Annotated in this window: 21 protein-coding genes and 3 pseudogenes; 12 read left to right on the forward strand and 12 right to left on the reverse strand. The window is 48.7% G+C overall.

Going from position 1 to position 20,912, the window contains the following annotated elements; translation table 11 throughout:
• Position 1 precedes the first annotated feature (1 nt).
• The 7 genes from fliL to fliF form a co-directional block, all read right to left on the reverse strand.
• Entirely contained in the window at positions 2-487 is a 486-nt protein-coding gene (gene fliL, locus IAI47_RS08000) for a flagellar basal body-associated protein FliL (RefSeq protein WP_008926878.1), read from the reverse strand.
• Positions 488-615: 128 nt separating this feature from the next.
• Entirely contained in the window at positions 616-1,881 is a 1,266-nt protein-coding gene (locus tag IAI47_RS08005) for a flagellar hook-length control protein FliK (protein ID WP_008926877.1), read from the reverse strand.
• Complete coding sequence (fliJ, locus tag IAI47_RS08010) at positions 1,878-2,321, reverse strand: flagellar export protein FliJ (RefSeq protein ID WP_003854478.1); 444 nt, start codon at positions 2,319-2,321, stop codon at positions 1,878-1,880. Before fliJ ends, IAI47_RS08005 begins: the two co-directional genes overlap by 4 nt.
• Before the next feature lie 19 nt (positions 2,322-2,340).
• Positions 2,341-3,711 carry a flagellar protein export ATPase FliI gene (fliI, locus tag IAI47_RS08015; protein WP_008926876.1) on the reverse strand — a complete coding sequence of 457 codons (1,371 nt, stop codon included), beginning with the start codon at positions 3,709-3,711 and terminating at the stop codon, positions 2,341-2,343.
• Entirely contained in the window at positions 3,711-4,409 is a 699-nt protein-coding gene (gene fliH, locus IAI47_RS08020) for a flagellar assembly protein FliH (protein WP_008926875.1), read from the reverse strand. Before fliH ends, fliI begins: the two co-directional genes overlap by 1 nt.
• On the reverse strand, positions 4,402-5,394 hold the full coding sequence (gene fliG, locus IAI47_RS08025) for a flagellar motor switch protein FliG (protein ID WP_008926874.1): 993 nt from the start codon (positions 5,392-5,394) through the stop codon (positions 4,402-4,404). The genes fliH and fliG overlap by 8 nt, the downstream gene beginning before the upstream one ends.
• Complete coding sequence (gene fliF / locus IAI47_RS08030) at positions 5,391-7,118, reverse strand: flagellar basal-body MS-ring/collar protein FliF (RefSeq protein WP_008926873.1); 1,728 nt, start codon at positions 7,116-7,118, stop codon at positions 5,391-5,393. Before fliF ends, fliG begins: the two co-directional genes overlap by 4 nt.
• Before the next feature lie 231 nt (positions 7,119-7,349).
• On the opposite strand from fliF, the gene fliE reads away from it, so the two are divergent.
• Positions 7,350-7,661: a flagellar hook-basal body complex protein FliE gene (fliE, locus tag IAI47_RS08035; RefSeq protein WP_003854485.1), complete on the forward strand. Its 312-nt coding sequence runs from the start codon at positions 7,350-7,352 to the stop codon at positions 7,659-7,661.
• Between the two features lie 166 nt (positions 7,662-7,827).
• The gene (locus tag IAI47_RS08040) at positions 7,828-8,040 is read left to right on the forward strand and encodes a hypothetical protein (protein ID WP_255527165.1); all 213 of its coding nucleotides are present in this window, start codon (positions 7,828-7,830) and stop codon (positions 8,038-8,040) included.
• Between the two features lie 442 nt (positions 8,041-8,482).
• On the opposite strand, the gene IAI47_RS08045 is transcribed toward IAI47_RS08040, so the two are convergent.
• The gene (locus IAI47_RS08045; RefSeq protein WP_008926872.1) at positions 8,483-8,968 is read right to left on the reverse strand and encodes an NUDIX hydrolase; all 486 of its coding nucleotides are present in this window, start codon (positions 8,966-8,968) and stop codon (positions 8,483-8,485) included.
• Positions 8,961-9,578 (reverse strand): hypothetical protein, encoded by a 618-nt coding sequence (locus IAI47_RS08050; protein ID WP_008926871.1) that lies wholly within the window; start codon positions 9,576-9,578, stop codon positions 8,961-8,963. Before IAI47_RS08050 ends, IAI47_RS08045 begins: the two co-directional genes overlap by 8 nt.
• A gap of 170 nt (positions 9,579-9,748) precedes the next feature.
• Between IAI47_RS08050 and IAI47_RS22015 the strand changes: the two are divergent.
• The 5 genes and pseudogenes from IAI47_RS22015 (at position 9,749) to IAI47_RS08060 (ending at position 13,680) form a co-directional block, all read left to right on the forward strand.
• Positions 9,749-10,125 (forward strand): annotated as a pseudogene (locus IAI47_RS22015) (hypothetical protein).
• 673 nt (positions 10,126-10,798) lie between these two features.
• Positions 10,799-11,231: pseudogene (locus IAI47_RS22020) on the forward strand (lysozyme).
• 85 nt (positions 11,232-11,316) lie between these two features.
• Positions 11,317-11,694, forward strand: coding sequence for a lysis system i-spanin subunit Rz (locus IAI47_RS08055; RefSeq protein WP_008926868.1), 378 nt, complete (start codon positions 11,317-11,319; stop codon positions 11,692-11,694).
• On the forward strand, positions 11,663-11,746 hold the full coding sequence (locus IAI47_RS22165; RefSeq protein ID WP_370581732.1) for a hypothetical protein: 84 nt from the start codon (positions 11,663-11,665) through the stop codon (positions 11,744-11,746). Before IAI47_RS08055 ends, IAI47_RS22165 begins: the two co-directional genes overlap by 32 nt.
• 833 nt (positions 11,747-12,579) lie before the next feature.
• A pseudogene (locus IAI47_RS08060) lies at positions 12,580-13,680 on the forward strand (IS3 family transposase).
• Between the two features lie 165 nt (positions 13,681-13,845).
• Here the strand turns inward: IAI47_RS08060 and IAI47_RS08065 are convergent.
• Positions 13,846-14,874 carry an acyltransferase gene (locus IAI47_RS08065; protein WP_008926865.1) on the reverse strand — a complete coding sequence of 343 codons (1,029 nt, stop codon included), beginning with the start codon at positions 14,872-14,874 and terminating at the stop codon, positions 13,846-13,848.
• A gap of 2,383 nt (positions 14,875-17,257) precedes the next feature.
• Here IAI47_RS08065 and IAI47_RS08070 point away from each other — a divergent pair.
• Complete coding sequence (locus tag IAI47_RS08070; RefSeq protein ID WP_008926863.1) at positions 17,258-18,145, forward strand: benzoate transporter; 888 nt, start codon at positions 17,258-17,260, stop codon at positions 18,143-18,145.
• Between the two features lie 38 nt (positions 18,146-18,183).
• Here the strand turns inward: IAI47_RS08070 and IAI47_RS08075 are convergent, their stop codons facing one another.
• On the reverse strand, positions 18,184-18,384 hold the full coding sequence (locus tag IAI47_RS08075; protein WP_003854493.1) for a hypothetical protein: 201 nt from the start codon (positions 18,382-18,384) through the stop codon (positions 18,184-18,186).
• A 317-nt stretch (positions 18,385-18,701) separates the two neighbouring features.
• On the opposite strand from IAI47_RS08075, the gene IAI47_RS08080 reads away from it, so the two are divergent.
• On the forward strand, positions 18,702-18,950 hold the full coding sequence (locus IAI47_RS08080) for a hypothetical protein (RefSeq protein WP_008926862.1): 249 nt from the start codon (positions 18,702-18,704) through the stop codon (positions 18,948-18,950).
• A gap of 63 nt (positions 18,951-19,013) precedes the next feature.
• On the opposite strand, the gene IAI47_RS08085 is transcribed toward IAI47_RS08080, so the two are convergent.
• Positions 19,014-19,646, reverse strand: coding sequence for a helix-turn-helix domain-containing protein (locus IAI47_RS08085; protein WP_008926861.1), 633 nt, complete (start codon positions 19,644-19,646; stop codon positions 19,014-19,016).
• 136 nt (positions 19,647-19,782) lie between these two features.
• Here IAI47_RS08085 and IAI47_RS08090 point away from each other — a divergent pair, with 136 nt between their 5' ends.
• The 3 genes from IAI47_RS08090 to IAI47_RS08100 all read left to right on the forward strand — a co-directional run bounded on the left by IAI47_RS08090 (position 19,783) and on the right by IAI47_RS08100 (position 20,912).
• Positions 19,783-20,166 carry a hypothetical protein gene (locus tag IAI47_RS08090; protein ID WP_008926860.1) on the forward strand — a complete coding sequence of 128 codons (384 nt, stop codon included), beginning with the start codon at positions 19,783-19,785 and terminating at the stop codon, positions 20,164-20,166.
• Complete coding sequence (locus tag IAI47_RS08095) at positions 20,153-20,494, forward strand: hypothetical protein (RefSeq protein ID WP_008926859.1); 342 nt, start codon at positions 20,153-20,155, stop codon at positions 20,492-20,494. The genes IAI47_RS08090 and IAI47_RS08095 overlap by 14 nt, the downstream gene beginning before the upstream one ends.
• A 151-nt stretch (positions 20,495-20,645) precedes the next feature.
• Positions 20,646-20,912 (forward strand): hypothetical protein, encoded by a 267-nt coding sequence (locus tag IAI47_RS08100; RefSeq protein WP_003854505.1) that lies wholly within the window; start codon positions 20,646-20,648, stop codon positions 20,910-20,912.

Consider the following 20,912-nt stretch of genomic DNA (forward strand, 5'->3'; position numbering starts at 1 on the left):
TTCACCTCAAAATGAAGGCAGTAAACAGCACGTCGCTTACAGCCTGCGGAGGTTGACCTTTTACCAGCGGGGGTGTCAGCGCCTGTTTGATTTGTTCAACAAGCGCCTGCTTTCCTTGCTCTGTCGCCAGCGCCGCAGCGCTTTGACGCGAGAGCAGCAGCAGCAAACGGCTGCGCACCTCAGGCAGATAGTCATTCAACCGACGCCGGGTATCCTCATCGGCCAGACGCAGGGTAAAGCCTACGTAAAGCACGCGGTCGGGATCGTTGTCGGGATTGACCAGGTTAACCGTAAATGTATCAAGTGCAAAAAAGACCGGAGCGGGAGGCGGTTCAACTTTCGCCACCTCAGGCTTATCGCCCTCATGTTTATTCATCATTCGCCAGACTGCATAGCCTGCCGCGCTGCAAGCAGCCAGCGTCACAATGAGCAACACTGGTATTAAGAGTTTACGTTTGCGGCCTTTTGCTTTCGCGTTATCAGACATGGTTGCAGTTACTTCCTGTGAATTATGGGCAAGCCTCTCGGCTCACGGGACAGATTATCCGCGTCTTAAGTCAAACCAATGGGTAGAAAAGACGCGGGTTTTACGCTTACCTTCAGCGTTTGCCGCTGTCAGGCGAAAGTATCGACGGCGCTGTTGCCGCTAACACGAGCCTGAAGGGCGGCGGGAACGGCAATCGGCGTAATGTCGGTATCACTGTCCTGGGTGAGGGAGAAGCGGCCGTGCTGTCCATCGCGGCGCGCCTCCTGTTGTTGCTGGAATTGCTGGCCCTGCGCGGAACTGTCACTGCTCACCTGACTCTCGCCCAGGTTAATACCGCTTTCTGCCAGCGCACTGCGCAGCTGCGGTATTGCGGCTTCCAGTGCCGCTCTGACGTGGCTATGGCCGGAAACCAGATTAATTTGTGCCTGGTCGTTATCCAGTTTAAGGCTGATCTGGATAGCGCCAAGGTCTGCCGGATGTAATCGCAATTCCGCATTCTGCTGGCCGTTACGCGTGAACATCACAATCTGCTGACTCAGCGCCTGTTGCCACTCGCCGCTGCCCAGCTGTGAGTTCAGCGTTGGCGTTGACGGGGTGCTGATGGTCGCGGAGGCGGTCACCGCGGCGGGCAGGCTGCTGGCGGTGGCGACGGGCATCGCGTTGATCGTGCTATCGCTGGTGCTGGCTTTGATCGCATGATCATCCTGCTTAACCATATTGCTCAGTGCCTGCTGAAAACTGCTATCAAGCGTCAGGCCATTGCCTGTTGCACTCTGCGCGGCGGTGTTGCTCTGGCTGGCGGAAGTCGTGACGGCAGGTTTGCTTTGTGCGTCGCTTCTGACTTCAGCCTTCTCATCGTCACCTGCTTCGTGGCTCGGCTGTGCGCTGCTCAGCAGTTGCGTCAGCGACGTCTGACTTTTCCGGCCGGTGTCGGTCTGGGCAATCAGCTCGCCCGCCTCACTGCTGACTGGGTTCGAAGGCGTCGCTGTCGGTGTCACCGCACCGGGTAACATGGCGAACAACGCCTGCACATTTTGCATGTCAGTGGCGCTTAAGGGTGCCACGTCCGGCTTGTCTTTATCATCGGCTGATTTTGACCCAGCTTTAATATTTTCCGGTTTAAACAGGGCGGTCAGCGCAGCAGGATTATCCAGCGCCGCCATCAGTGCATTGAGGGGGGCTTTTACGCGGGTATCTTCGGCTGTTTCTGCTTTGGCGTCAGCGGATTGCGCCACTTTCCCATGCTGTTTAGCCAGGCCGAGCAGCTGGTTCCCCAGTGCAGTCAGAAAGTCCTTAGGCAGCGCGTCTTCACCCGCTGCAAGATCAGTTGAAACTGATGGTTCCGCGTCGGTTTTAACCGACGCTTTCATGGCAATATTTGGCAGCGTAATCATTCGCCTCTCCTCGATGCGGCCCGTTGGGCAAATTCGTCCATCCGTTTCTGATCGAGACGGTTTTCCTGTCGTAATGCATTTTCTGCTGCACGCGTTATCAGCGTCTGATAAGCGTTCAGCCGCTGCTGTTTGTCGCGCCAGTTGATCAGCGCCTGCTCCAGCCGCTGATTCCAGTTATTGAGCTGGTTACGATGCTGCTCAATCGCTTTTTCCAGCGTCTGAATAAACTGGTGATAGTTGGTCCAGCGGGTGCTGGCGATACCGGATGACATATCGTCGTTGAGCTTGTTGCGATATTCATCCTGATAATCGAGCAGCATTGTCAGCTGCTCGTTTGCGGCGTGCTGGCCGCGACGCATATCGCCTAAATAGATGGCGGCACGTTCGAGATCCTGCTCCGCGAGGTCGCGCAGCGTATCAATGGCATTTGCAGTTTTCATTGCCGTTACCTTGCGTTAATTATCGTGACTGGCCAAACAGCGCATGCAGATGCAGGGTGGCGTCGTCGTAATCGCTGCGCTCAAAGATGCCCTGTTGCAGGAAAGCTTCCATCTGCGGATAGAGCGTGATCGCTTTATCCAGCATCGGATCGCTGCCGGCGGCATAGGCGCCGACGCTGACCAGATCGCGGTTTCGCTGGAAGCTGGAAAGCAACTGCTTAAACTGGCGCACCTGTGCATAATGGTTCTCATCGATCAGATGCGTCATCGCACGACTGATCGAGGCTTCAATATCGATGGCCGGATAGTGACCCGCTTCGCCCAGCCGGCGCGACAGCACGATGTGGCCATCGAGAATGGCGCGCGCCGAGTCTGCAATCGGGTCCTGCTGATCGTCGCCTTCGGTCAGAACGGTATAAAAGGCAGTGATCGAGCCCCCGCCGTCGATGCCGTTACCGGCACGCTCAACCAGCGCAGGCAGTTTGGCGAACACGGACGGCGGATAGCCTTTGGTTGCGGGCGGTTCACCGATTGCCAGGGCGATCTCACGCTGCGCCATGGCGTAACGGGTCAGGGAATCCATAATCAGCAACACATGCTTGCCGCGGTCGCGAAAATCTTCCGCGATGCGCGTGGCGTAAGCGGCACCCTGCATACGCAGCAGCGGTGACACGTCGGCCGGCGCGGCGATAACCACTGAACGGGCACGGCCTTCAGCACCGAGAATGTTCTCGATAAAATCTTTTACTTCACGGCCACGTTCGCCAATCAGACCGACCACGATTACGTCGGCTTTGGTGTAGCGCGCCATCATGCCGAGCAGCACACTTTTACCCACGCCAGAACCGGCGAACAGGCCCATACGTTGTCCGCGACCGACCGTCAGCAGGGCGTTAATTGCCCGCACGCCGGTATCCAGCACGTCGGTAATCGGCGTACGCTGCAGCGGGTTAAACGGCGGGGTGTTCAGCGGTGCGCGATAGCCGGTATCCGGCGACGGCAGGCCATCCAGCGGTCGACCGCTGCCATCAAGTACGCGGCCCAGCAGTTCCGGGCCCAGCATCATCTGTTTGCCTGCCTGCGGGTTCTCACCGTTCTGGCGCGCATAGACACGCGCACCCGGTAAAATGCCGTCCACTTCTTCCAGTGGCATCATCAGCAGTTTCTGCCCGTTGAATCCCACCACTTCGCTTTCGATTTCACTGATGGTTTTGCCATCGTTGCGTTCGATCACACAGGTCGCACCCAGTGGCAGCTGTAAGCCAGTCGCTTCCAGCACCAGGCCGGTGGCGCGGGTCAGGCGGCCATAACGGCGCACCGGCTGCACCTGGGCGATCCGTTTCTCAAAGGCGTCGAGCGAGCTAAGCCAGCGATTCAGACGGGTGGTCATTAAATTTCTCCAGGTGCAGCAAGACGGCAAAGTTCCTGCCAGCGCGTCGCGACGCTGGCATCCAGGTCGCCATCTTCTGCGCTGAGTTTGCAGCCGCCAGGATGCAGGGTGCTGTCAGCGATCAGACGCCAGCCATGCAGATCCAGCGTCGGACCCAGGGTCTGCTCAATACGTTGTAAATCATCCGGGTGAACACGCAGCTGCGGTTTGCCGCTGAACATTGGTTCCTGCTGCAGTAATCCCTGAATCTGGCGTAGCAGGGCGGTACCATCTACCGTTGTCGCCTGACCAATGACCGAGCGAGCCGCTTCCAGTGCCAGCTGCATCAGACGGGCAGCAATCACGCTATCCAGTGATTCCAGCGTGTTCTGGAACTCCGTTACCAGCTGCTGCATCCGCGCCTGAAGGGGCGCCTGCTGCTGCTGGGCATCGGCCAGACCCTGCTGAAAACCGGCGTCATAGCCCGCTTTCTGACCTTCGGTCACACCCTGCTGATAACCTTCGTTGTAACCCTGACTCTGTGCCTCTTTCCGCATCTGCTGCTGCAGACGTTCAAGCTGCTGTTGCTGCTCATTAACGCCATCGCCATCTTCAGCGTCGTAAATTTCTGGCTGCAACTCCGGTTCAGGCGCATCAAAACGGCCTAAATCATTGGGTTGCCACAGCTGCCATGGGCGGGCAGAAAATGCATCAGACATACGTTTCCTCGCCACCACCAATCACCATCTCGCCAGATTCGGCCAGGCGGCGAACCACCAGCAGGATTGCTTTCTGTTCGTTTTCCACTGCCGACATACGAACCGGACCACGGTTGGCCAGATCGTCGCGCAGGATATCGGCCGCACGGGCTGACATGTTTTTGAGGAATTTCTCGCGCAGTGGCTGTTCGGCACCTTTCAGTGCAACCAGCAGCTGCTCGGACTCCACTTCCTGCAACAGACGCTGGATGCTGCGGTCGTCCACTTCCACCAGGTTTTCGAACAGGAACATCTCGTCGATAATTTTCTGCGCCAGTTCGCCATCGAAGTCGCGTACGGCTTCGATAACCGCTTCTTCCTGCTGCGTTTTCATCAGGTTGATGATCTCGGCTGCCGTTCTCACGCCGCCCATCTTCGCGCGCTTGAGGTTGGTACCATCCAGCAGGCCATTCAGCACTTCGGTCAGTTCGGCCAGCGCAGCTGGCTGGACACCGCCAAAGGTGGCAATACGCAGCATCACATCGTGACGCAGACGTTCGTCGAACAACGCCACAATATCGGCCGCCTGAGCACGCTTGAGATGGACCAGGATGGTCGCGATGATCTGTGGATGCTCGTCGCGAATAAGGTCGGCGGCAGCCTGCGGCTCCATAAAGTTGAGCGTTTCCATGCCGCTGGTGGTGTCGCGCGTTTCGAGAATGTCCTCCAGCAGGCTGGAGGCGCGCTCTTCGCCCAGCGCCCGGGTCAGCACCGAACGCAGGTATTCGTTAGAGTTAAGGCTCAGTGCCGCGAACTGCTCAGCATCCGCTTCGAACTCACGCAGCACCTCTGTCAGCTGTTTGTGCGACACCTGACGCATATTGGCCATCGCACCACTAAGATGCTGCACCTCGCGCTGATTCAGGTGTTTGAAAACTTCCGCAGCACGCTCTTCACCAATGGTCATCATGAGGATGGCGCTTTTTTCGGTTCCGGTCAGACTCATAGCTCTTTACTCATCCATTCGCGAATTACCAGCGCGACGACGCGCGGATCGTTTTCTGACATGTCGCGGATGCGTTGACTCATCACTTCTGCGCTCATGCGGTTGTTTGACTTACGTTCCTGATCCAGCTCATCTTTGCTGAGCTGCACATTAAAGGCTTCTTCCTGCGGCTGATCAGTAGCGGCGCGGGCGGCAACGGCTTCAGCAGCGGCTTTCTCTGCGGCCTGCTTGCGAACCAGATGCGGACGAACCATCTTGCGGTAGAGGACGAAGGCGACCAGAGCAACCAGCAGCCACTTACCGGCATCCATCAGCTGATCAAAGAAGGACTGCTGTTGCCAGAATGGCAAATCAGTGGTCACAGGTTCAGTGGTGTTAAATTGCGAGTTCACCACGTTAATGCTGTCGCCACGGCTCTGGGAGTAGCCCATCGCTTCGCGGGTCAGGTCTTCAATCTGCTTCAGTTGCTGTTCGTTCAGCGCAACGGCTTTGCCTTTATCATCTGCACGGAAGTTCACCACCACCGCAACCGACAGGCGCTGTACGTCGCCGACGTTAACCTTGGTGTGACGGATGGTGCGATCCAGCTCGTAGTTCACCGTGTCATCACGACGTGAATTCGTCGGGCCTGAGCTGGCCGGTGCAGTGCTGGTGGTCTGGCTGGCGTTGTTCGCCGCATTATTCTGACCATTCGCGGCCTGACCGTTGGCTGCATTGTTGTTCGGCGTCGTCACCGGCGCGGTGTTGGCTGGCGCCGGCTGGTTAGAAAGTGCGCCCGGCACGCCGCCCGGATAAGGGCTGCCTGATTGATCGCTGGTGCTAGTCTGACGCGAACGAATCGCTGAGTTCGACGGATTAGCGTTAGGCTGATATTTCTCGTCAGTCTGCTCGGCAGTGTCGAAGTTAATCTGCGCGGTAACCTGCGCATGCACATTGCCCTGGCCAAGAATCGGATTCAGGATCGCTTCAATACGTTGCTGGTAACGCGCTTCAACTTCAGAGGAGTACTTCAGCTGCGCGTCATTCAGATCGCGACCGGCAGAATCAGAACGGGTCAGCAGGCGTCCGGTCTGATCGACCACCGTCACGTTGCCCGGCGGTAAACCGGCGACGCTGCTTGAGACCATGTGGGCAATGGCCTGAATCTGGCCTTCGTCCAGCGCACGGCCAGGTTGCAACGTTAAGGTGACAGAGGCGGAGGGCGCTTTCTGCTCACGCACAAATAAGGTTGGTTTAGGCATCGCCAGATGAACACGGGCACTTTTGACCGGGCCCAGCGATTCGATGGTGCGCGCCAGTTCGCCTTCCAGCGCGCGCTGGTAGTTAACCTGCTCGCTGAACTGGCTGATACCGAACTTCTCTTTATCCAGCAGCTCGAAGCCTACCGAGCCGCCTTTCGGCAGACCCTGCTGAGCCAGACGCAGACGCAGCTCATGCACATTCGCTTCAGGCACCATTAATGCGCCGCCGTTTTCGGCGAAGCGATAGGGAATGTTCATCTGCGTCAGCTGCGTGACGATGGCACCGCCATCCTCATCAGTGAGGTTATTATAAAGGACGCTATAAGATGGCTGTTTCGCCCAGAGCACCATCGCGATCACGATTGCTATGACAGCAGCCGCGGCGATGACTAAAGGAATACGCGGATTTGCGCGCAGGCGAGCTAACAGGTCACCGAAGCCTTTCTTTTCTTGTTCTGTTGTGGCGGCTGTACTCGCATTCATGACCGTTTCCTGCCTGACGTAATTGACCGGGTAAGTTGAGATGGCAAAACAGACTCCCTGACCTGCGTAGATAAAATTTCCACTTCAATGCCAGGCATTATTAGGTGATAAGCAAAATTCGATGGCTGGATAAGGTAGGGTTTTTGATGTTATTTAGCGGCTTTGTCTCATTGACAACGTGCTAACTTTTGCTCACATCAAAAATGTCACCCTCTTTAAAAGGTATCGTTCATGTCCATTCAGGCAATTGACGGCGTACTGCAGCAGCTACAGGCGACCTCACTGCAGGCCAGTAATCGCAGCAGTGAAGCACCCAATCAGATCGATTTCGGCGCGACCATGAAAGCGGCGCTGGATAAGATCAGCGAGACGCAGACTACCGCACGCACCCAGGCGCAGGATTTTGAAATGGGGAAACCCGGCATCGCATTGAATGATGTGATGGTCGATCTGCAGAAGTCTTCAATCTCAATGCAGATGGGGATTCAGGTCAGGAACAAACTGGTGTCGGCGTACAGCGAAATTATGAATATGCAGGTTTAGGCAGGTAACTGTCTGAAGCTGTTGAGGTTTATCATATTGCCACTTTCGTGGAGCACGTATGTAGCACAAGATCGCTCATTTTCGTGTTGATGAGTGATAGCTGGTCGGTATTGTTTTCTGATATCGCCCGGCCTGTTTCCCCATGGTGACAGCGGTCTACAACCAGATGCGATCATTCAACCTGAGGGATTCTGAATGTCGTAAGCGCTTGGGTGATCAGCTGCGCATGATTTCCCGCCGCATTGAAGCTGGCGAAATCATCCCGCCGCCTCGCAAACAGAGACCTCAACTCCACATCCCGACTGGTAACGTAAAGGCACTGAACCACCTCGCCGATATTAGTCGCCGCTTGGGTCTGAAAGGTGGCCACCATGACTAAGATGAATCACATCCGCTTTGAGCTTCTGTATAGCAGGGTTCATGGTGACAAACACAGCCTGACCCCATCACGTCTTGGATATCATGATGCCATGGCAGATCGGGCATTTTCCTTCTGATTTGAGGGAATGGAGAGCGCAGCCTGACTCAGGTAACCCAACTGCTAATCACATCAACGCTATGCATCAGGCAATCATCGACCTGGCTATGAAACGCGACCTTAAGCCAGAGTAGTTCCGTACGCTTCTGGACGCTATCGACATGCTGACGCGTGAGGCGCACGACCTAATTATTGATGCTGAGTTTTAGCAGCAATTTGATCATAAAATCGGAAGGCAGCATGAGTAATTATCAGGAAAGTATAATATCTACTCATGCATGCGCCTTAATAACTCACCTTACAAAGAGCAGTAATATTTTTTGTTCAGTCTCCACAAGTAATTTCAATTTGATATTTTAGCAATCAATAACAAAAATGATGATAGGGTGAAGTTATCTTTTATTAAATCTTTTTTTATCATATTAAATATCTCTTTGCGTGAGTGGAATTTACAGCCCACGATCCCTTCATTCATTTGAAGGGATAGGTGGCTTATATCATCTATTTCACAAAGGATTGCTTGGATGTTATCTGAGATTAATCCTGAGTCGGTCAATAGCTGTCCAAGTAAACAACTGTTAGAAGATTCTAAATTCAGTTCCTCTTTCAGTTCTCTTTCGCCGCCAGTTAAATGGGTTTCACCAAACTCAAGAAATCCGCGGGGAAATTCATATAAAACCTCACCATTTCTAGAGTGTTGAATAATTGCATATTTATTTTTGAAGGAGGGGATTATTACAACACCACCATTTTTTTGATGCAGCTTAAGGTACCTCAGTTTATCAATTGAAACTAATAGCATATTGTTTTCGAAAATAACCTTATTCAAAATTGACTATCCAAGTTGGTTGGTTAGCAGAGCGGCGTATAATCTTACGTGTATTATAGAGATAGTATAAGATATACGTACAATACATCAATACCTTGACGGAAGCGGTCAAGAAATCATTATTAACCTTAAATAGTGAAAAAATCTCTTTGACAAGTATAGCAGTCGGGAATCCTGAGATTAGAATTATACAAAATATGACTCTATTTTCAATGCCTTTTAACATCCCCTCAAAATCCATATTGCTATATTTTTGGTTCTGTTTCTGAAAAAAATCTTTGATGCTTTGATTAACATCACCAAAATCAAGCTTATCCCTTGCAAGTATTTTGTTAAGTGCTAGAGCTGAGTCGGTGTATTGCATTTGCCAGGATCGCAATCCAGAGAGGGTCCTTATTGTCATTCCTCCAATCATACATATGATTAAATTTAAAAATATTGCTGAATATTGGCTAGATATCATTTTGCTGAATGATGCATATGAACCAATGTAAAACGACAAGATAACAAGATAGAAAGCGATGGTTTGATCTCTTTTAGAAGACTGCTCTTTTATGTGTTCATTACATCTTTCATAAACTGACATCAGAAAATCTTTTGACACTGACATTGGAGCTCCTGAAATGTATTTTAAAATGATTTTTGATAATGTTATTGGTTGTATAGCGCAACGCTTTAATTTCTTTTGTAACCTTAAGTTAGGCAGCTGCCGATCATACCAGTAATGCTATGGAGATACCAAAAAAGGGCATAAAGCTTCACTGATCAAATTTCAATGCCATCGGGCAACAGCGTCACCTCTGCTCGAATCCGGCGATTGTTATCGGCTTATCTTGAAGCCTTGGAAAGAAAAACGCAGTTTCAACTAGAACTCCCTTTCTCACATGTGGTAAGACTAAATCAGTGAATACCTGATTAAGTCCGGGCGCACTGAGGCCACGCTAAAGTGGTTAAAGCAGAACCTCAAGAAAATTTATCTGGGTTGTGAGCAGGTCGAATATACCCAATTTATTACAGGCGAGAAGGTCAGCACATGGGAACTCCGACACACATCCAGTCTTGATAAAGGCGAGATGCATTTCTTCCTGAATCAGGGTAAGCGGTGGTGTGCGCAGTTCGGCCTAGCGCTGACTATCCCCGCAGACTTCGAGTATTAGAAACTTAGGGATAACAGGATGTGTAAATTAACTATTGAAATTATGGACTTGCTTTCTGATGGAGAATGGCATGTACCGAAAGAAATAATCGACCGCGCGTGCGCAATGACTACCTCAAAAAGTGGCAACGCTTACGTCGCTTTTTACAATATGACCGAAGCCATCTAGATTAATCGCCAGTAGTTTGGCAGCACTGACCATGACTACCACTACCACTACCGCATGGGAATGGTCAGCGTTGGGTCTGATCGCAACTACAACATGGCGATAGTGGATAGCCTGCTCTCAAAAGTAAGGAATCGCCATGAAAACAAGATTCACTCATGACCCTGTAGACACCGAAAAACCGCCGAACTCCTTTCCCATTACGCCACCCGTAATATCAAAACTCAGCAGACCCACGCCTGTAGCAAAGAATGTCTTGCTGCCTGAGTTTCGTGAAGAGCCAAAGCCGAGTTGTCAGTATAATAACCCAATGTGGAGCTAAAGATGAATCTTAGCTAGATGGCTGATTTTGAAATTAATAAAGCGGTGGGTGAAATAATCTTGGCAGGTAAGTGGGCGTGCAAGCCTGGCTGTTCAGGAAATAAACTAGACTCGTGGCATTACGGTAGCGCAGATTAAAGTCCTGCAGCGATTGCCCACCGCTGCAGACATCAACGAGGAATGACCCATGGCTTTGTCAAACAGCTTGCGCAATAAGCTGATCGCTGTCGCGGGTGGCGGAGCTATTGCTATCGCTACAGTATTCCTTGGTCAAAAGGATGGAGTTGAGGGCAGGATATACTAGCGTTACAAAGATGTGGCTGGCGTCAGGACTGTCTGCAATGGTCACACCGGAACCGACATCATAAGGGGGAGAAGTACACCGACCACAAATGTGATCGGCTGCTATGGAATGATATGCAACTGGTTAAAAAGTCGGTAGACGGTCTGGTGAAAGTGCCGGTGGGAGTATATCAGCGTGCTGCGCTCTAAAGCTTCACTTACACCGTTGACTCCAGCGCGTTCTTCAAACCCACGCTGTTAAAGCGCTTGAACTGGATGATGTCGATGGAGCATGCGATGAGCTGCGCCGCTGGATTTATGCTGGCGGGCAGAAATGACGGGGATTAATGAACCGTCGCGTCATGGAGCGCTCAAGTTGTCTGGCGGAGAGTGCTGGTTAGCTTAAAGGCTAAAGTTTCCACTATGCTCATCTTGCTGGTTCTGCTGGTTCTGCTGGTTCTGCTGGTTCTGTTGCTCTTAGCCACGTCAGTAGCATTCGCGCTTTATTACCGCTGCAATGCCATTGACTACCAAGTTCAGCATGACACCGCAACCATTAACCTCAAACTGGCAAAAGACACCATCACCGACATGCAGACCCGGCAGTATGATGTGACCACCCTCGATGAGAAATACACCAAGGAGTTAGCAGATGCTGAAGCGATTATCGATCAGCTGCATGATGATGTTTCTATTGGCAAGCGCCGGCTGCAGCTCAACGCCAGCTGTCTGAAACAATCCGCCTCTGGCACCAGAAGTATGGGCGATGATGTCGCCGACAGACTTAACGACTCCGCTTAACGTGATTATTTCCCTCTCAGAGAGCGAATCTCCACAATCACCGTGCAATTGAACTATCTCCAGCATACATCAGAGAGTAATGGTTAAAGTAAGCAGGAAAATATACCTTGTGTATCTAATGAAAATAAAACTCTAGTTAAATCCGGTATTAATTTCCTTGCAAATCAAAATGCAAGAAAGATGGGGGGGGGGGGTTATATCTTTTTTATGATAAAACACTTTCAATGAGATGATTCTTAATTGTATGATTGCGTGATTATGTGATCGTATGGGATACAAACGTGGAAAATCGCATCCAAAAACTTGGCATCATTAGGGCCGACATTGTTTTGAAACACCAAGCCATAAAGTTGCTGATAGAAGCAGATGGCAGGCCGTTTTCAGAACTAACCTCTGAATTGCGACATTTATTGATGAGGGACGATTCTCCGCAATGTCGATTAGTCCTGATAGCGTGGTGTTATAATGAGCTTAAGCGCTTGAACTCTGTATACATGGAAGCATTAAATGGTGTGGGTAACTTTTCTTCTATAAGCACGACAACTCCTTCCCCGCTTACAACTCTAATTTAAGTCATTCTCACTAGTCACTTGCAGCGTGATCACAAGGTGCATTTGCGATTGCGCCTGATGATAGAGTGTTAACTTTTATGCCAAATAGCCTATGATATCTCTTAGGTGTTGTGAATCATTTGACATTGAGAAATTAGCTATGAACGAGTTAGTGGTAAGAACTGAAAGCGAGCTTGATGCCGTAAGGTAAAAGAAATCTTCGATGATTATCATCGATGACCTGCTCCCCGTTGATTAGTACACCCCAATGTTAATAATGTCTTCATAAGCGACATGAGGACATCCCCATGAAGAAGCCTTTTCCGACGAACAGATCATCAGTATTTTCCTCGAGGCCGAAGCCGGAGTCTCTGCCCGCGAGCTCTGCCGTAATAACGCCATTTCCGATTCCACGTTTTACACCTGGCTTAAATAAGTATGGAGGCATGGAAGAGCCCGAAGTTAAGCGGCTGAAGTCGCCTGATGAAGAGCACGCCCGGCTTAAGATGCTCCCGGCCAAAGGCATGCTGGATAAGGAGGTACTTCAGGTGGCTTTGGGGTGAAAGTACTGACGACAAAGCAGAAGCAGGAAGCCGTTAAGTATATGTGTGATGCGACCGATCTGTCGCAACGTCGTGCCTGCATGCTTACAAGTTTGTCCCTATCGACCTGCCGCAACGAGCCCCGTAGTCCGGCGGCTGATGCACATTTATCATGGCGTATCACAGAACTGGCACTCGAACGAAGGTGTTTTGGTTAGCGACGCATCTGGCATTTATTACGTCGGGAGGGCCTTCACGTCAATCACAAGCGGGTATACCGCATTTACCACCTTAACAACCTGAGTGTGAAACGCAGACGACGTCGTAAAGGTCTGGTGACTGAGCGGCTTCTGCTTCTTCGCCCGGATGCGCCGGACCTGACATGGTCGATGAGTTTTGTCATGAATGCACTTGCCTGCAGCCATCGTAATAAGTGCCTGATCTGTGCGAATCATTACACAAAGGAGTGTCTGACAATCACCGCTGCATTCGGTATTTCATGCGTTAAGGTCACGCGTATTCTGGACAGCATCGCGCTGTCTCAAAGCTATCTGGCGACGATAGGAACCGATCAGGGCCCGGAATTTACCTGCAGCGCGCTCGATCAATGGGCCTTTGAACATGGTGTGGAGTTGCGACTTACCTACCCATGTAAGCCAACACAGAACGGATTTATTGAGAGTCTCAACAGTCGCTTTCGGGATGAATGCCTGAATGAATACTGACTCAGCGATATTCTTCATCCCCGGAAATCATTAATGATTGGCGGCAGGACTATAACGAGTGCCGAGTGCCGCCCACATTTATCGTTGGATTACTAGACGCCAGCTGAATGTGCAGCGGACTGGCGAAACGGGAAATATGAAGAAAAACCAATCGACATTACTAACTGAAGGTTTTATCTAATTCTGGGTCAGGTCAATTTGACAGGTGTTTTTATGCCTTGCTAACATAAAATAGACGCTGCATTTAACAAGCCATTTACTCAAAGCTAGCGGGATTATAACAATCAGCTTAACAGCCTGATTTGTCCTATATACCTAACATTGCTTGCTTTCTCAAACCCTAACGTTAGTTCTTTTTGGCGAACCTCTAATAAATTTCCTGAAGGGAACTTCGATAAAGTGATATGTAAGGATTGATATTGAAATTGTTATTATCAATGCAATGTAATTAAAATCGATAAAAGGTAATTTGTTGTGGAACCATGCTGGAATAAAGCTTAACCTGCGGCAAAGCGGGTAGTGGATAAGGTAAATTGAGTAAGATATCTCACCAAGATAAACTATCGGGGATAAAGACATAAGTTTATATATTATGCCTTGAGATGCTGACAGAAGAGGGATCATTATAGTGAAGAATACAACAACGAGAAGATCGTAACCTCTGAAATTCAAAGTGGTAAATGCTAACGCAATTGAAAAGATAAGGGCAATCTCTAAAGTGATCCATTTAAACTTCTCCTTTACCATTTGAAATACAAAGAGGCTGACTATCCCTAGTACATAATCGCTAAGGCAACGTACGATAGCAAATTTCCCACCGACAACATCCAGTGGACCCCAATAGCCTTTTAATGATGCCAAGTAAAGGCCAGTGAATGCTGATGCAGTTATCACTACAAGAGAGATAATTCCATGTTTTTTTGATAGTAAGAATATGGCAAAAGGGAATGTAAGGTAAGCAATAAACTCAACCGAGATGGACCAAGCGTGGGGGATTAAATTGTTAGTCACATCCATTATAGACTGAAGGAATGAAAAAAGAATAATATATTCAGTGGTGTTTGGGAGTGGTATTTTATTTTTAAAATAAAAGAAGGTTGTCAAAATTATCATAAATGCGTAAAGAGGATAAACTCTTGCAAATCTACCATTAAGATATGTTAGGTATGTTTTAATATTAATTGTGGATGAGAATTTAACTTTGTAAACATAGCTCATTATAAAGCCACTCAATACAAAAAATAAATCTACAGATAGATACCCATTACTTAAGAATGCATTTGTTCTTGGGAAGATATGATAGATTGCAACGTATAGTGCAAATAATCCCCTGATTGAAGTTAACGGCTTAATCTCGTTCATCAATTATTCCATACGTAAAGATTTAGATTCACTATACGGCTTTTTTAGCCCATAAAAAAGCCCCAGCGATGGGGAAAAGGTATGCCACGTCGATCTGAGCAGATTACGGGATATAGTGGCTAACGCTTAACCACTCACCCTTTGCTTATCCAGACTTAACTCTGTGCCAGAGTCAACTTTACAAAAATCCCAACCACAGTGGCTTGCCAAAACATGACTAAAGGCTCCTGTTTTTAAATACAGTGGTTTTCAGAGCAACCCTATGCTAGGCGATTATGAAATAACAGCGGCTTTCAAATATGAGTTCAGACTGGACGCCTAAAGCCGGCGGATAGTGACAACTGATGACTTTCGATTAGCGCTCGAAAAGTACAATTATCACTGGCCTGTTGAGGAGTGCAACAGCTGAATTAAGTGCTATAAGCTTTTCTTCTTTTGACTCGTTGCTGATGGTGGCGAGAAAAAAATGTGGGAGCTGAGAAGCATGAGGTACGTAAAGTGAACGCTGAATATGCAGAAGAGAGTTTCGGACCTCATTCGTCAAGCGCGTTCCGACGCCTGGTGGGTTTGTCATTGTCGACCGCAGCGTGAAAATGAAGCCCGGCGACGAGGTTATGTTCCAGTTTTATAGCTATCCCATGATTGGCAAGCTATTCGATTCTGGTTTATTACGAGGGATGTTTAAACTCTCTACAGGGAGGGGCTTGAATGTATCATCGTGTTGGATAAAGTAACAGCGACAATTCTGGACGATGACGATGACGATTAGTACCGGCCGACGATCTAATTAAGCAGAAATGTCGCTACCGTAGCTCGCAGCATACATGAAGCACAAAAAATACCGCAAAACATGTTGTATTTAACCAATGAGAAAAATCTGCCTTGCAGTATGCTTCTGATAAACCTTTAATCAGCCTGAATCAATGAGCCCCTGCAAAACTGCAAAGTGAAATTATGAATATGCAGGCGTAGTTGAATTTTTATCGTTTGGAAATCTACTACTTGTAAGAAGATAAGCGCACTGAAAAGTCACTATTAATGCCGCTCTCTTCACTGAGCATGTGATCCTGTACTGACGATAATGCAGGCGTCATTGACTATGCTGCTCATTACTGAGAGTCGTGCAATGAGGAAATCATATTTCGGTGCTGCCGACTTATTACCTATCAGCAGGACGCCACCTCATAATTAAAAACTCATCTGCGTAACGTCATTAATGAGCTTATGAGTGCCAACCTTAGCCACCACGCAATGTGGGTCGCTCTAAATTAAACCAGACAAAAGTGGCTGGTTTTAAGTCAATGGGTAACGTGCTGAAACACAGAAGTGACTCTTGCAAAAAAAAGGGGAATTACGACAACGCCACGGTCAAACTGCGGGTGAGAAACAGCAAAGCGCTGAGGATGGAGCAGACGACGTGCCATTGTAAAGGATTATTGAGAGCGGAAATCTTCCGCACCAGCCAGAGTCAGACTCGTATTCGGGGCAAATATGACTGCGAGGTGGCTAAATAAGTTGAGTTATCACTGCAAAAAATGAGGTTATCGCTGTCCTGAAGTAATGCTGATAATTGCCGTTTAATAAGGAATAAAGCAGGTTGTCTCGCTAAAGCTTGTGCGCCTTCTGACCTGTTAACTACATTTTATTCATCTGAGCATCTGATTTTACCCCAAGCATTCAGGCGATGAAGTTAACGAGACATTTTGCACCTGGCGATCATTGCTGAAACAGATTCGCATATATCAGGTACTTTTGAATCATACTAAAATGTAGCACTGGTCTGATGATGACTGACCATGCAATGTCAACCCAGACCACCGTTTCATTATCATGCACTAAATAAAATCGTTTCATGCGATTCGACAGGTAATCATACTGTTCTAAGAAGCGATTTCGATTCTGTGCCACTTCGCGTAGGCAAGACTCAACCTGAGAAGGATGGGCCTTTAAACAGGCGCACTAGGTTCCGGATACAACCAGCCCGTCACTTTTGCACGCATTCGATCAGCAAAGTGATGCTCAGGGCAATAGTTATCATTTTCATCAGCTAAACCATCATGATTTTGTAGACCAATAACATCCGGATATCCGCTGTATCGCTCTTTTCTACTCAAAAAAGGGGCTTAATATTGCCAGCCTGGCTAAGTAAATGTAACATTCTGCCGTATAAACAAGCATTGGATATTCCTGAATTTTAACATTTTTTTATTGCGCGGTTATATTGTTAGCCCGCTTACTATAAACACGGAAATTTCACTCAGTAAATTGCAGCCTCTATCAGGTATAACCAAGCCGCCTTTACAAACAGGTGGTTCAACTCTGTTATGCCTTCCAGACAGAGGTTTCCTGATGAAAATTTTCTACTTAAGTGCCTCTGATGACTATGATTTATGACTGTTTTTTATACTACGATGAAGATGTTTTGCTTGAAATGCGTCTGAACACGCTTGAGCATGTTGTTGACCGGTTTGTCATTGTTGAATCGCTTTATACCTTTACGGGTAAACGCCGATGCAAGCTTAATTTTGACATTGAGAAATTCGACCGTTTTCGCGATAAAATTATTTATGTCGTCAACGATATTGCGCCAGTATTTTATCAGCACGCCTTTCAGTCGAATAGCTCTCTGGTTAAGGCGGGCGAGACCGATCCCTGGGAGAATGAATCCACTGCACGGAATCAGATTATGCCAGGTCTGGCTGGCGCGCAGGATGATGATATTATTATTGTGTCAGACGTCGATGAAATTCCCCGACCTGAAGCGATTAAAGCCTTTAGCCATCGTCACCTCTGTACAACATTGCACCAGCAATATTTCAATTTTAAATATAATGTACGTGTATTGAACAATGACGGTACACCGCGTTGTGTTACACTGGCAAAAATGGTGACGTTTAAAACATTACGAACCTTTTTCATGGGACAACCGGAATTACTGCGCAACGTTAAGCGCCGTGGAACACCCATACGCGACAGCTGGTGGCGCTGGAAATGGCTCGGCTGGCGAACGAAAGTCATTAAGGATGGAGGATGGCATTTTTCATGGGTGATGAGCGATGAACGCATAAGTGAAAAAATGGCGTCGATTTCACATACCGAACATAACTGTCCTGAATTCAATAACCCGGATCATATCCGGCGCTGCGTTGAGAACAACATTGATATCTGGAATTGCCCAAGAAGGATGGAAATAGTGCCGATTACCGCTGAACATTTTCCTGAGTGGCTGGTTACACATCAGCATCAGCTGACTGATTTTATTAAATCCTGATGCTGACCAGCGCGCCCACCGGGCGCGCCTCTCGTCCTTCAGGTTGCTTTGTAGGGATCTTTTTTATCATCCTGACTGTCATCATTTTTCCGCGGCACTTCACCATGGTCTTTTGGTGCATCGGTGGCGGGATGATCATCTTCCTCATACGCATTACCGGCGTTAGGTGCTGCTTCGGGCAGGCCTTTGCTGACATCACCTTCTTTCTTACGTTCTTCATTCGTATTGTGCTTAAACATAATTCACTCCTGTTGTCCCAGTCGTTTAAGTTTAGACCAGCCCTGAGATCCCGCATTAGCATTGAATTAAAGGCAAAAAAAAGCCCGCCAGAAGCGGGCTAATCGGAGTTTCTCTGATACTGAACATGTTATCTTTCGAAGTTTTGGTGTACAGCAGCTCCATGCTAACGGGAAATTCCTGATGCAGAAATGGACAAACTTGCCATATCGCTTGCGACAGGTCACATTCCAGGTCGATAAAAACATCGATAAATAAATTCGATTGAACTGATTAATGAAAAGCATATAGTGGCCTCCGTTACCAGGAGATAGAAAATATGTTACGAGACCATTTAAAGATTGAAGCAGAAGATCAGTTAATTGAACAACGCTCCCTAAGCCTGAGAAATAGTGGTCAGGAAGAGGTGACCGAGTGGATTATCGTTAACCGTCAGGGCGTTAAAAAAGGCGGTGTCACACTGTTCGATAAACTCAGTACCCGCCGCTCATGGCCAGTGAACTACCGCATTATGCAGACCGATCTGCAGGGCAATGTGGTCGTGGATCAACTCACCGACGCCCTGTAGTTACCAGACCCGGACGCTGTGCACTGTTGTACGATAAAAAATTAACCCGCATTGGCGGGTTTTTTATGACTGCCGGTAGCGGCGCAGTTCCACCACCGTACCAATTAGCTTCAGGTTCTCCCGACTGGAATGCAATTCAGGAAAGTTGATGTTAATGGGGGCCAGCTCAAACTGCGTAACGCCACCTTCACTACTACGTTGCCGCCAGGTACGGATCAGAGCAATCTGCTGCTGTAATGCCAGCACGCTATCGCCAGGCTGGGGTGAAACTTGCGGATCGATGATCACCACATCATCCCGCACAATCGCGGGCATCATTGCCTGTTCTTCTACACGAAAGGCAAAGCTCTGTTGTGAAAGCGCCATATCGTTGTGCATCAGCAATTCGTGTCGGACTGAACTGTCATCCGTCAGCCATCGTGTCACATCACGCTGATTAAGCAGCGGAATCTGGTGAAGACCGCCATAAGCACTTTCGCTGAAAACAGGGCCATCCCCATCTATCAGAAAAGCCGGGGCACAACCCAGCGCTTCGGCGAGCCGTAGCAGATTCTCACCGCGCGGAAGCGTCTCCTCTTTTTCCCATTGCGAAATCGCTACATGGGACACTTTTACCTGTTGTGCCAATTGCTTCTGCGTTAATTGCAGTGATTTCCGTCGGAGGCGGATTCGGTCACCCAGCGTTTCGTTTTTCATAAGCTTGACATATTGGTTGAAAGTGATTTAAGTATACTTAAGCATGGTATTTAAGTAAACTTAAATTTCAAGCGGAGGACGTGGCTTTTCAGCACGCAATATGTTCCAGCGACCTAACCGGAAAAAGGGGTATGGCATGGAAAGTAGTCTGATTACCAGTATGGGAGCGTTAGTTCTGGGTGGAGGCGCAGCAGCACTGTTCTGGAAACCGTTATTGGCGGGTATCGCGTCAATCGTAACCAGTAACCGAGCGGGCGGCGAAATTATTACCAGCTACAAAGAGCAGGTGGTGTTGCTGAAAGAGAGCAACCTGCTGATACGGGAGGAAAACGATGAATTACGCGAACGGCACGACAGGAATTTGCGGCGAATCTCGACACTCGAAACCGATCTTCGGTTAATCAAGAATGCGGTAGGGATTTTGCTAGCAATGACCGAAACCGATCAAAACGACAAATTTCGTAATGAAGTTGATCGGCTTATCTCAACTCTGGAGGATCGCAGCAATGGCAATGATTGATAATACCAGGGCTCCAATATCATACAGGCGTAAAGTTATCCTCGGCTGCATTCTTCTCAGTTGTTCGATGATTTGCATCCTGATGACGATTATTTTTCTTTTTGTCAGTAATACCGCAAACAAACGAGTCGAGGAGATTAGGGCGGATTACCGGGCAATAGCGGCACGACGTGATGAAAGGGTCGAGGTGCTGACGGATAAGGTCACAGCATTACAACATAAGCTTGATGTGATACCGGATCGTACCGCTGATAAAACACTGAGTAGAGTGAAAGAGGTCGTTTCTGAAGACAACCAGACGTCCGCAAAACCGGGCCAGACACCGTAACTTCCGATTATTCTTAGTGCGGCTTCGCTATTATCGACTAGTTTTAAATCTCCGGGCAACATTTTGTACCTGAATGCAGGCCCGATGATTGGCCGGTCGATGAACCGCTAAGCCTAACCACTTTGGATAACTGACCAGAAGGAAATTTAGCATGAGCGATTCAACAGAAACCAAGACCAAAACTGACTATCTGCGTGATGTGACGTCTCAGCTAAAAGAGATGCGTCACTATGCCCAGACTAACACCGAAACGCTTTCCAGTCATTGGTTAGCGTTTGATGCCGGTGAGTATAAAGATAAGACTAACGCCGACCGTATCGATGCATTGCTTAATAAGCAGGGTAAACTGCTGGAAGATCTGGATGCGGCTATCCAGGACATTGAGATTGAAATTAATCACAGCGAGCAGGAGAGCTAA

The sequence above is a fragment of the Pantoea sp. MT58 genome (assembly GCF_014495885.1).
Taxonomy (GTDB): domain Bacteria; phylum Pseudomonadota; class Gammaproteobacteria; order Enterobacterales; family Enterobacteriaceae; genus Pantoea; species Pantoea eucalypti.

Excerpts from the sequence above, each read along its gene's own strand:
- fliL (WP_008926878.1), bottom strand. The coding sequence starts at position 487 with ATGTCTGATAACGCGAAAGCAAAAGGCCGCAAACGTAAACTCTTAATA.
- IAI47_RS08005 (WP_008926877.1), bottom strand. The coding sequence starts at position 1,881 with ATGATTACGCTGCCAAATATTGCCATGAAAGCGTCGGTTAAAACCGAC.
- fliJ (WP_003854478.1), bottom strand. The coding sequence starts at position 2,321 with ATGAAAACTGCAAATGCCATTGATACGCTGCGCGACCTCGCGGAGCAG.
- fliI (WP_008926876.1), bottom strand. The coding sequence starts at position 3,711 with ATGACCACCCGTCTGAATCGCTGGCTTAGCTCGCTCGACGCCTTTGAG.
- fliH (WP_008926875.1), bottom strand. The coding sequence starts at position 4,409 with ATGTCTGATGCATTTTCTGCCCGCCCATGGCAGCTGTGGCAACCCAAT.
- fliG (WP_008926874.1), bottom strand. The coding sequence starts at position 5,394 with ATGAGTCTGACCGGAACCGAAAAAAGCGCCATCCTCATGATGACCATT.
- fliF (WP_008926873.1), bottom strand. The coding sequence starts at position 7,118 with ATGAATGCGAGTACAGCCGCCACAACAGAACAAGAAAAGAAAGGCTTC.
- fliE (WP_003854485.1), top strand. The coding sequence starts at position 7,350 with ATGTCCATTCAGGCAATTGACGGCGTACTGCAGCAGCTACAGGCGACC.
- IAI47_RS08040 (WP_255527165.1), top strand. The coding sequence starts at position 7,828 with ATGCGATCATTCAACCTGAGGGATTCTGAATGTCGTAAGCGCTTGGGT.
- IAI47_RS08050 (WP_008926871.1), bottom strand. The coding sequence starts at position 9,578 with ATGTCAGTGTCAAAAGATTTTCTGATGTCAGTTTATGAAAGATGTAAT.
- IAI47_RS08055 (WP_008926868.1), top strand. The coding sequence starts at position 11,317 with ATGCTCATCTTGCTGGTTCTGCTGGTTCTGCTGGTTCTGCTGGTTCTG.
- IAI47_RS22165 (WP_370581732.1), top strand. The coding sequence starts at position 11,663 with ATGTCGCCGACAGACTTAACGACTCCGCTTAACGTGATTATTTCCCTC.
- IAI47_RS08065 (WP_008926865.1), bottom strand. The coding sequence starts at position 14,874 with ATGAACGAGATTAAGCCGTTAACTTCAATCAGGGGATTATTTGCACTA.
- IAI47_RS08070 (WP_008926863.1), top strand. The coding sequence starts at position 17,258 with ATGATTTATGACTGTTTTTTATACTACGATGAAGATGTTTTGCTTGAA.
- IAI47_RS08075 (WP_003854493.1), bottom strand. The coding sequence starts at position 18,384 with ATGTTTAAGCACAATACGAATGAAGAACGTAAGAAAGAAGGTGATGTC.
- IAI47_RS08080 (WP_008926862.1), top strand. The coding sequence starts at position 18,702 with ATGTTACGAGACCATTTAAAGATTGAAGCAGAAGATCAGTTAATTGAA.
- IAI47_RS08085 (WP_008926861.1), bottom strand. The coding sequence starts at position 19,646 with ATGAAAAACGAAACGCTGGGTGACCGAATCCGCCTCCGACGGAAATCA.
- IAI47_RS08090 (WP_008926860.1), top strand. The coding sequence starts at position 19,783 with ATGGAAAGTAGTCTGATTACCAGTATGGGAGCGTTAGTTCTGGGTGGA.
- IAI47_RS08095 (WP_008926859.1), top strand. The coding sequence starts at position 20,153 with ATGGCAATGATTGATAATACCAGGGCTCCAATATCATACAGGCGTAAA.
- IAI47_RS08100 (WP_003854505.1), top strand. The coding sequence starts at position 20,646 with ATGAGCGATTCAACAGAAACCAAGACCAAAACTGACTATCTGCGTGAT.